The following is a 7473-nucleotide window of genomic DNA, read 5'->3' as shown; positions in this document are numbered from 1 at the left end:
TTCGTCTCCAAACGCGGCCAGGGCACCGGGTATTCCGGCATCGAAAACCCCCTCTTCTTCAAGGAAAACACCCGCATGTTCTACGGCGACGCAAAACAATCCCTCGATAAACTCCTCGGGTTGATCGGGTGAAGCAGGGCACACCGAGCATGACAGGACCGGGCCCGCGCGCAGCGTGGGGCCCGGTCGAAGGGCAGGAGACATCCATGTTTGAAACCGGATTGCGCAACCCGACCCTCGGCATCGAGGTGCAGGGCTACAAGGCGCGCTATGCCCGCTACAATGCGGAGGCCTCTGCGCTGCTGGAAACCGCGCTCGTGAATGGCGAGGGCCGGCTGTCGCGCGATGGCGCACTGGTGGTGGACACCGGGCAGTTCACCGGACGATCCCCAAAGGACAAGCATATCGTTGTCGAGCCGTCGACCAAGGATGACATCTGGTGGGACGGCAATCGCGCCCTGCGTCCCGAGGATTTCGAGACGCTGAAAGCGGACATGCTGGAGGTGCTGGCCGATCGTGACGTCGAGGTGCAGGACCTTGTTTGCGGCGCCGTGGCCGAGCACGCCGTCAATATCCGGCTGATCGCCGGTTTCAGCTGGCATGCGCTGTTCCTGCGGCACATGCTGCGCCGCCCGCCCCGCGACGCGCTATCGGACTACACGCCTGATTTCACGATCATCAACCTGCCGCATTTCCGCGCCGACCCGGCCCGCCACGGCACCCGCAGCGAGACCGTTGTCGCGATCAGCTTCGAGCAGAAACTGGTTCTGATCGCCGGCACGGAATATTCCGGTGAGAACAAGAAGGCCGCCTTCACGATCCTCAACCACCTGTATCCCGCGCGGGGTATCCTGCCGATGCATTGTTCTGCCAACCACTCGGTGCAGGACGCGAAGGATACCGCGCTCTTCTTTGGCCTGTCGGGCACCGGCAAGACGACGCTGTCCTCCGATCGCACGCGCAAGCTGATCGGGGATGACGAACACGGCTGGTCCGATGAGGGCATCTTCAATTTCGAGGGCGGCTGTTATGCCAAGACGATCCGCCTGTCCAAGGAATCCGAGCCGGAAATCTGGGACGCGGTGCATGCCTTCGGAACGGTGCTGGAAAACGTGGTGATGGACGAGGACAGCCGGTCATTGATGCTCGACGACGATACGATCACGGAGAACACCCGCGCGGCCTATCCGCTCGAACGGCTGGCCAATGTCGCGCCAGACTCGCGCGGGGCCGAGCCGCGCAACATCTTCCTGCTGACCTGCGATGCCTTTGGGGTGACACCGCCCATCGCACGGCTCAGCCCGGCCGAGGCGCGTGTGCTGTTCCTGCTGGGTTTCACCTCCAAGGTGGCGGGAACGGAACGCGGCGTCGGTGCCCCCGAGCCGACCTTTTCGACCTGTTTCGGGGCCCCGTTCCTGACACGGCCCCCGGCGGTCTATGCGGACCTGTTCGAAAAGCGGCTGGAACAATCGGGTGCGCAGGTCTGGCTGGTCAATACCGGTTGGAGCGGCGGCGATGTCGAAACAGGTAAGCGGATGCCGATCTCGGTCACGCGCAGCCTGTTGCGGGCGGCGATGAACAGCACCCTTGGGGCGGTACGGTTCGAGCGCGACCGGGTCTGGGGCGTCGAAATTCCTTGCGATGGACCCGCCGAGGCGCGACCCTATCTTGACCCGTATGACACCTGGCGGGACAAGGACGCCTTCGACCGGGCCGCGGACGGCTTGCGGTCGCGGATCATGCCGAAACTGTCCGAGCTGGGCGTCACGTTCCCCTTGTCGAGGGTTCCGCAGACCGCGGACCTTTGACCGCTGCAATCGAAAGGGCGCTAGACATGAAATATATCATCTACGTGAGCCAGGCCCACGCGCCGTTCTCGACCGAAAAGCTTGCCGATCTGCTGGGGCGCAGCCGGTCGCGCAATACCAAGGAGGAGATCACGGGGCTGCTGCTGTATCGCTACAGTGACGATTTCGACAAAGGGTATTTCATCCAGGCCATCGAGGGGCCGGACGAGGCCCTGGATGATCTCTGGAGTCGGATTTCCGATGACCCGCGTCATCACACCATCGTCACTCTTGCGGAAGGCACCGAAGACGAACGAATGTTTCCCAACTGGTCCATGGGCTTCAAGAACGTGGAGCCCGGCGAGCTGGCCAACGTGCCCGGCTTTGCCGATATCGACAAGGACAGCTTCTGGCAGGACCTGGAGTCGGGAGGAATGCCCGAGGCGCCGGACCTGTTGCGGGGCTTCGCGGGGGATCTATGACCGAAGCCGACCCTGAGGGACCCCGGCTGGCCCGGAGGAGGAGATGACCCAGCTGCGTGGTGTGGCACGACAGGAGATCGAACCGCTCGAGGCGATCGCCCGATCGGGGCAGGCGGCGGCGCTGGCGGTGATCTGCGGGATCGAGGGCCCCTCGTACCGGCCATTGGGCGCCTGCATGGCGGTGTTCGAGGATGGCCGGACGGTTGGCTCTTTGTCCTCGGGTTGTATCGAATCCGACATCGCCCACCACGCTGTCGAGGCGCTTGGCACAGGTGACCCGGTGCAGGTGCGCTATGGCAAGGGCTCGCCCTTCATGGACATCAAGCTGCCCTGCGGGGGCGGCATGGACGTGCTGATCGTGCCGCGGCCCGACCGGCTGGTGTTGCAGGACCTCGTGCGGCGTCATGATGGGCGGCAGTCATGTCGCCTGACGATAGACACGGCCGATGGTGCTGTGTCGCTGGACGAAGCGGATGAGACAGGACCCATCACGGGTGGGTTCGCGATCCGCTTCGATCCGGCCTTGCGCTTCCTGATCCTGGGCGCCGGGCCCGAGGCCAGCAGCTTTGCCGCCATCGTCCAGTCCATGGGGTTTCCCAACATCGTCATGTCGCCCGACCGCCGCACCTTGCAGGAGGCCGAAAAAGCCGGGTGCCGCACGCGTCACCTGGTCGGGAAGGCCCTGCCGCCCGATATCGAGGTCGACGCCCGCACCGCCGCGATCCTGTTCTTTCACGATCACGATTGGGAGCCGCCCTTGCTGGTGCCCTTGCTGGAGTCTCCGGCGTTCTTCGTCGGGGCGCAGGGCAGCCGACGCTCGGCCGAGGCGCGGCTGCTGGAACTCGAAGCGCTCGGCGTTTCGCCCGAGGCGCGCGATCGGCTGCACGGCCCTGTCGGGCTGATCCCGTCTACCCGCAACGCCTACACGCTGGCCGTCTCCGTGCTCGCCGAGGTGCTTTCCAAGGGTTCCGCCCAGCCGGCATAGGCCATTCAATCCTTGGGCGAACTGTCCGTGACCTCCTGATGTATCGCGACGCCACCTTTTTGCCCGGCTCGACCGCGAAGGGGTTGGCGGTCGGTTCCTCTTGCTCGTCAAGCGTGGCCCGGTAGGGTGAGGCTGCCAGAAGAGGGAGAGCAAGATGCCGCTGCAAATGAACCGAGAGGTCTTTATCACCTGTGCCGTGACCGGGTCCGGAGGCACGCAGGATCGCAGCCCCCATGTTCCGCGCTCGCCCAAGGCCATTGCCGAGAGCGCGATAGAAGCGGCCAAGGCCGGGGCGGCGATCGTCCATTGCCATGTGCGCGATCCCGAGACCGGCACGCCGTCGCGCAAGCTGGAATATTACCGCGAAGTGACCGACCGTATCCGAGACGCCGAAGTCGACGTTGTCCTGAACCTGACGGCCGGCATGGGGGGGGATATCGTGTTTGGCGGCACGGATGCCCCGCTGCCGGTGGCAGAGGGAACCGACATGATCGGTGCCGCCGACCGCGTGGCCCATGTGGCCGAGTGCCTGCCCGAGATCTGCACGCTGGATTGCGGGACGATGAACTTCGCCGAGGCCGACTACGTGATGACCAACACGCCCGGCATGTTGCAGGCCATGGGCCGCATTATGACTGAATTGGGTGTGAAGCCCGAGATCGAGGCCTTCGATACCGGCCACCTCTGGTATGCCAAGCAACTGGTCAAGGACGGTGTTCTCGACAGTCCCGCCCTGGTTCAGCTGTGCATGGGTGTGCCGTGGGGCGCGCCCGATGACCTGAATACGTTCATGGCGATGGTCAACAACGTGCCCGACGACTGGCATTTCAGTGCCTTTGGCCTCGGCCGTAACCAGATGCCCTATGTCAGCGCCGCGGTGCTGGCAGGCGGCAATGTGCGGGTCGGACTGGAAGACAACCTGATGCTGGACAAGGGCGTGCTGGCCACGAATGCGCAACTGGTCGACCGTGCGGTCGAGATCGTCGAACGCATGGGCGCGCGGGTGATCGGCCCTGACGAGGTGCGCGCCCGTCTGGGCCTGGTCAAGCGCGCACCCGGGTCGGTCTGATCCTGTGGGGTGGGGCCGCGCCCTCCTGCTGGCCGTTCTGTTGCCGCCCGGCTGCACCACGCAATTGGACGAGGAGGCCGCGCCCTTTCGCGACCTCTCGGCACCGATTGCCAGCCAGGTCGATGTCACGGCCTCGGACCTGTCCGGCGCATGGGGCGTGGTGGCCGGGGCTGGCGGTGTCACCGTGGGGACAAGGCTGGCATTTCTGCCGGGACCGAACGAGGCCCTCGCCCTGCAACGCGATGGCATCTCCCCCACCGCGCTGATCGCGCAAGGCAATGGCCGGTGGCGGCTGGAACGACCGGTTGCCGGTCTGCCCGCCGGGGCGTTCTGGGTTTTGTGGATGGATGCGGATGCCCGCACGGCCGCGGTTGGTCGACCGGATGGCGCCTTCGGCTGGATCATGGAGCGGCCCGGCAAGGGCGGCGCGGACAGGCGCGCCGCGGCGCGCGACATCCTGACATGGTTCGGCTATGATCCGACCCGACTCGAAGAGGTGGTTGAATGAAACGTATTCTTGCGACGATCGGTGCCGTGCTCGCCCTTGGGGCCTGCGACGATGTAGCCATGTCCTCGGCAGCCGGGGGCGGCGGGATGCGCGAATATATCGTGCTCGGCTCGTCCATGAGTTTCGAGCAGTGCCGCGCGCGTGGAGGTCTGATCATTCGTGACCAGGGCAGCCCCATGGTGGCCTGCGATCCGCGCGTGGTGGGGGAACCGGTTCCGCCGGATGAATTCGACCATCCCGACAGCCCGGTGCCGCAGCCCGGCGAAAACGCCTGACCGGCGCACCACGATCCATCAGGGGAGGACAGGACGTGACGAAAACGGCGGCCATCATTGGTGGCGGTGTGATAGGTGGCGGCTGGGCGGCGCGGTTCCTGCTCAATGGCTGGAATGTGCGGGTCTTCGACCCGGACCCGGAAGCGCAGCGCAAGATCGGTGAAGTGCTCGATAATGCGCGCGCGGCGATGCCGGGGCTCTACGACATGGCCCTTCCGGGCGAAGGCGAACTGAGCTTTCACGAGAGCATGACAGAGGCCGTCCAGGGGGCGGACTGGATCCAGGAGAGCGTGCCGGAGCGGCTCGACCTGAAGCGCGAGGTCTATCGGCAATTGCAGAGCGCCTGCAGCGAGGATGCCGTGATCGGGTCGTCGACCTCGGGTTTCAAGCCGTCGGAACTGCAGGGCGGCGCCACGCGTGCGGGCCATATCATCGTCTGCCATCCGTTCAACCCGGTCTACCTGCTGCCGCTGATCGAGGTGGTGGGGACCGAGGCCAACACGCCTGGCTTTCTGGACCATGCCGAAGGGCTGTTGCGAGAGGTGGGCCTGCATCCCCTGCGGGTGCGCAAGGAAATCGACGCCCATATCGCGGACCGGTTCCTGGAGGCGGTCTGGCGCGAGGCGCTTTGGCTGGTGCGCGACGGTATCGCCACGACCGAGGAAATCGACGATGCGATCCGCATGGGCTTCGGGTTGCGTTGGGCGCAGATGGGGCTTTTCGAGACCTATCGCATTGCGGGCGGCGAGGCCGGGATGCGCCATTTCATCGCCCAGTTCGGGCCTTGCCTGGAATGGCCCTGGACCAAGCTGATGGACGTGCCAGACCTGACGGACGAGCTGGTCGAGACCATTGCAGGCCAGTCCGACGCGCAATCGGGTCAGCATTCCATCCGCGAGCTCGAGCGGATCCGCGATGCCAACCTGGTCGGTATGATGCGCAGCCTGAAGGCGCGCGACTGGGGCGCGGGGGCGTTGATGAATGCCCATGACAAGTTGCTGAACGCGACGCGCCGGGTGCCTGAGACGCTGGACGATATCGCTGACCTGGCGCGGCCGGTCCTGACCCTGGACCGGGCCGTGCCGCTGGATTGGACAGACTATAACGGCCACATGAACGAGGCGCGGTATCTGCAGGCCTTCGGCGATGCCTCTGACCGGCTGATGATGATCGTGGGTTGCACGACGGACTATATCGCGTCGGGTGGGAGCTACTTCACCGCCGAAACCCATATCCGGCATCTGGACGAAGTGCGCGCCGGGGCGCGGATACGGGTGGAGACGCAGGTGCTGCTGGGGGCGGGCAAGAAATTGCACCTGTTCCACCGGATGTACGAAGGGGACCGCGAATTGGCCACGGGGGAGCACCTGCTGATCCATGTCAGCCTTGAGACGCGGCGCGCGAGCGACCCCGCGCCGCAGGTCGCGGAACCGTTGGCGCGGCTGGCTGCGGCACATGCGACGCTGGAGCGGCCGAAGGGGGCTGGCGCGGCGGTCGGCCCGCGATGAGGCGGGTTCTGATCACCGGCGGCGCCTCCGGGATCGGACGCGCCATGGCCGAGGCCTTTGCCGACGAGGACTGCGAGGTCTGGGTGACGGATGTGGATGAACGTCTTCTGGCCGACTGCCCGGCTACCTGGCGAACCCGGATGGCGGATGCCGCAGAAGAGACCGCCATTGCCGCGGTGATCGACGAGATCGGCATGGCGGGTGGGCTGGACGTGCTTTGTGCCAATGCCGGGGTGAAGGGGCCGACGGCCCCGATCGAGAAGGTCGCGCTCGATGACTGGCGCGCCTGCACGGCGGTGACGCTGGACGGGGCGTTCCTCGTGGCGAAATATGCCGCGCCCCTCATGAAGGCGGCGGGGCGGGGTGTGATGCTATTCACGTCTTCCACGGCCGGCATCTATGGCTATCCCAATCGAAGCCCTTACGCGGCGGCGAAATGGGGCGTGATCGGCCTCATGAAGACGGTCGCTATGGAGCTTGGGCCGCATGGGATCCGCGCCAACGCGATCCTGCCCGGTGCGGTCGAGGGGCCGCGTATGGAGCGCGTGCTGGAGGCCGAGGCGGCCGCCAAGGGCATGACCCGTGATGCTGTTTACGAAGGGTACGCGGCGGGCGTTTCGCTCAAGACCTTCGTCGAGGCAGCGGACGTCGCGGATATGGCGGTCTTTCTCGCCTCGGACCGGGCGCGGCGGATTTCTGGGCAGGCGATTGCGGTGGATGGCCATACGGTGAATCCCGATCCGCAGGTCTGAGCCCCCGGTTTCGGATCGCGTTGCGATCCGACCGGGGGGGGGGGGGGGGGGGGGGGGGGGGGGGGGGGGGGGGGGGGGGGGGGGGGGGGGGGGGGGGGGGGGGGGGG

9 protein-coding genes are annotated in these 7473 nt (G+C 66.0%); all 9 read left to right on the top strand.

Features of this window, described 5'->3' with window-relative positions; genetic code table 11:
- Nucleotides 1-132 (top strand): NAD(P)(+) transhydrogenase (Re/Si-specific) subunit beta (locus tag DFK10_RS14115; protein ID WP_146193276.1); only part of this gene is annotated, 132 nt, incomplete at its 5' end.
- Between the two features lie 74 nt (nucleotides 133-206).
- Nucleotides 207-1808, top strand: coding sequence for a phosphoenolpyruvate carboxykinase (ATP) (locus tag DFK10_RS14110; protein WP_217810165.1), 1602 nt, complete (start codon nucleotides 207-209; stop codon nucleotides 1806-1808).
- Nucleotides 1809-1834: 26 nt separating this feature from the next.
- Nucleotides 1835-2269 carry a BLUF domain-containing protein gene (locus tag DFK10_RS14105; RefSeq protein ID WP_109389670.1) on the top strand — a complete coding sequence of 145 codons (435 nt, stop codon included), beginning with the start codon at nucleotides 1835-1837 and terminating at the stop codon, nucleotides 2267-2269.
- Between the two features lie 43 nt (nucleotides 2270-2312).
- Nucleotides 2313-3254 carry an XdhC family protein gene (locus DFK10_RS14100; protein WP_109389669.1) on the top strand — a complete coding sequence of 314 codons (942 nt, stop codon included), beginning with the start codon at nucleotides 2313-2315 and terminating at the stop codon, nucleotides 3252-3254.
- Nucleotides 3255-3408: 154 nt separating this feature from the next.
- Nucleotides 3409-4323: a BKACE family enzyme gene (locus tag DFK10_RS14095; protein ID WP_109389668.1), complete on the top strand. Its 915-nt coding sequence runs from the start codon at nucleotides 3409-3411 to the stop codon at nucleotides 4321-4323.
- 4 nt (nucleotides 4324-4327) lie between these two features.
- On the top strand, nucleotides 4328-4831 hold the full coding sequence (locus DFK10_RS16640; RefSeq protein ID WP_235866855.1) for a lipocalin family protein: 504 nt from the start codon (nucleotides 4328-4330) through the stop codon (nucleotides 4829-4831).
- Complete coding sequence (locus tag DFK10_RS14085; protein WP_109389667.1) at nucleotides 4828-5106, top strand: hypothetical protein; 279 nt, start codon at nucleotides 4828-4830, stop codon at nucleotides 5104-5106. Before DFK10_RS16640 ends, DFK10_RS14085 begins: the two co-directional genes overlap by 4 nt.
- Before the next feature lie 35 nt (nucleotides 5107-5141).
- On the top strand, nucleotides 5142-6614 hold the full coding sequence (locus tag DFK10_RS14080) for a carnitine 3-dehydrogenase (RefSeq protein WP_109389666.1): 1473 nt from the start codon (nucleotides 5142-5144) through the stop codon (nucleotides 6612-6614).
- Nucleotides 6611-7366: an SDR family oxidoreductase gene (locus DFK10_RS14075; protein WP_109389665.1), complete on the top strand. Its 756-nt coding sequence runs from the start codon at nucleotides 6611-6613 to the stop codon at nucleotides 7364-7366. Before DFK10_RS14080 ends, DFK10_RS14075 begins: the two co-directional genes overlap by 4 nt.
- The last annotated feature ends 107 nt before the right edge of the window (nucleotides 7367-7473 follow it).

Source organism: Salibaculum griseiflavum (genome assembly GCF_003129565.1).
In the GTDB taxonomy this organism is placed as follows: Bacteria; Pseudomonadota; Alphaproteobacteria; order Rhodobacterales; family Rhodobacteraceae; genus Salibaculum; species Salibaculum griseiflavum.
This window is presented reverse-complemented; position numbering and strand designations above follow the sequence as displayed.

What these genes read in the sequence shown, in the direction of transcription:
- DFK10_RS14100 (WP_109389669.1), top strand. Translation starts at nt 2,313, where the DNA reads ATGACCCAGCTGCGTGGTGTGGCACGACAGGAGATCGAACCGCTCGAG.
- DFK10_RS14075 (WP_109389665.1), top strand. Translation starts at nt 6,611, where the DNA reads ATGAGGCGGGTTCTGATCACCGGCGGCGCCTCCGGGATCGGACGCGCC.
- DFK10_RS14085 (WP_109389667.1), top strand. Translation starts at nt 4,828, where the DNA reads ATGAAACGTATTCTTGCGACGATCGGTGCCGTGCTCGCCCTTGGGGCC.
- DFK10_RS14095 (WP_109389668.1), top strand. Translation starts at nt 3,409, where the DNA reads ATGCCGCTGCAAATGAACCGAGAGGTCTTTATCACCTGTGCCGTGACC.
- DFK10_RS14110 (WP_217810165.1), top strand. Translation starts at nt 207, where the DNA reads ATGTTTGAAACCGGATTGCGCAACCCGACCCTCGGCATCGAGGTGCAG.
- DFK10_RS14105 (WP_109389670.1), top strand. Translation starts at nt 1,835, where the DNA reads ATGAAATATATCATCTACGTGAGCCAGGCCCACGCGCCGTTCTCGACC.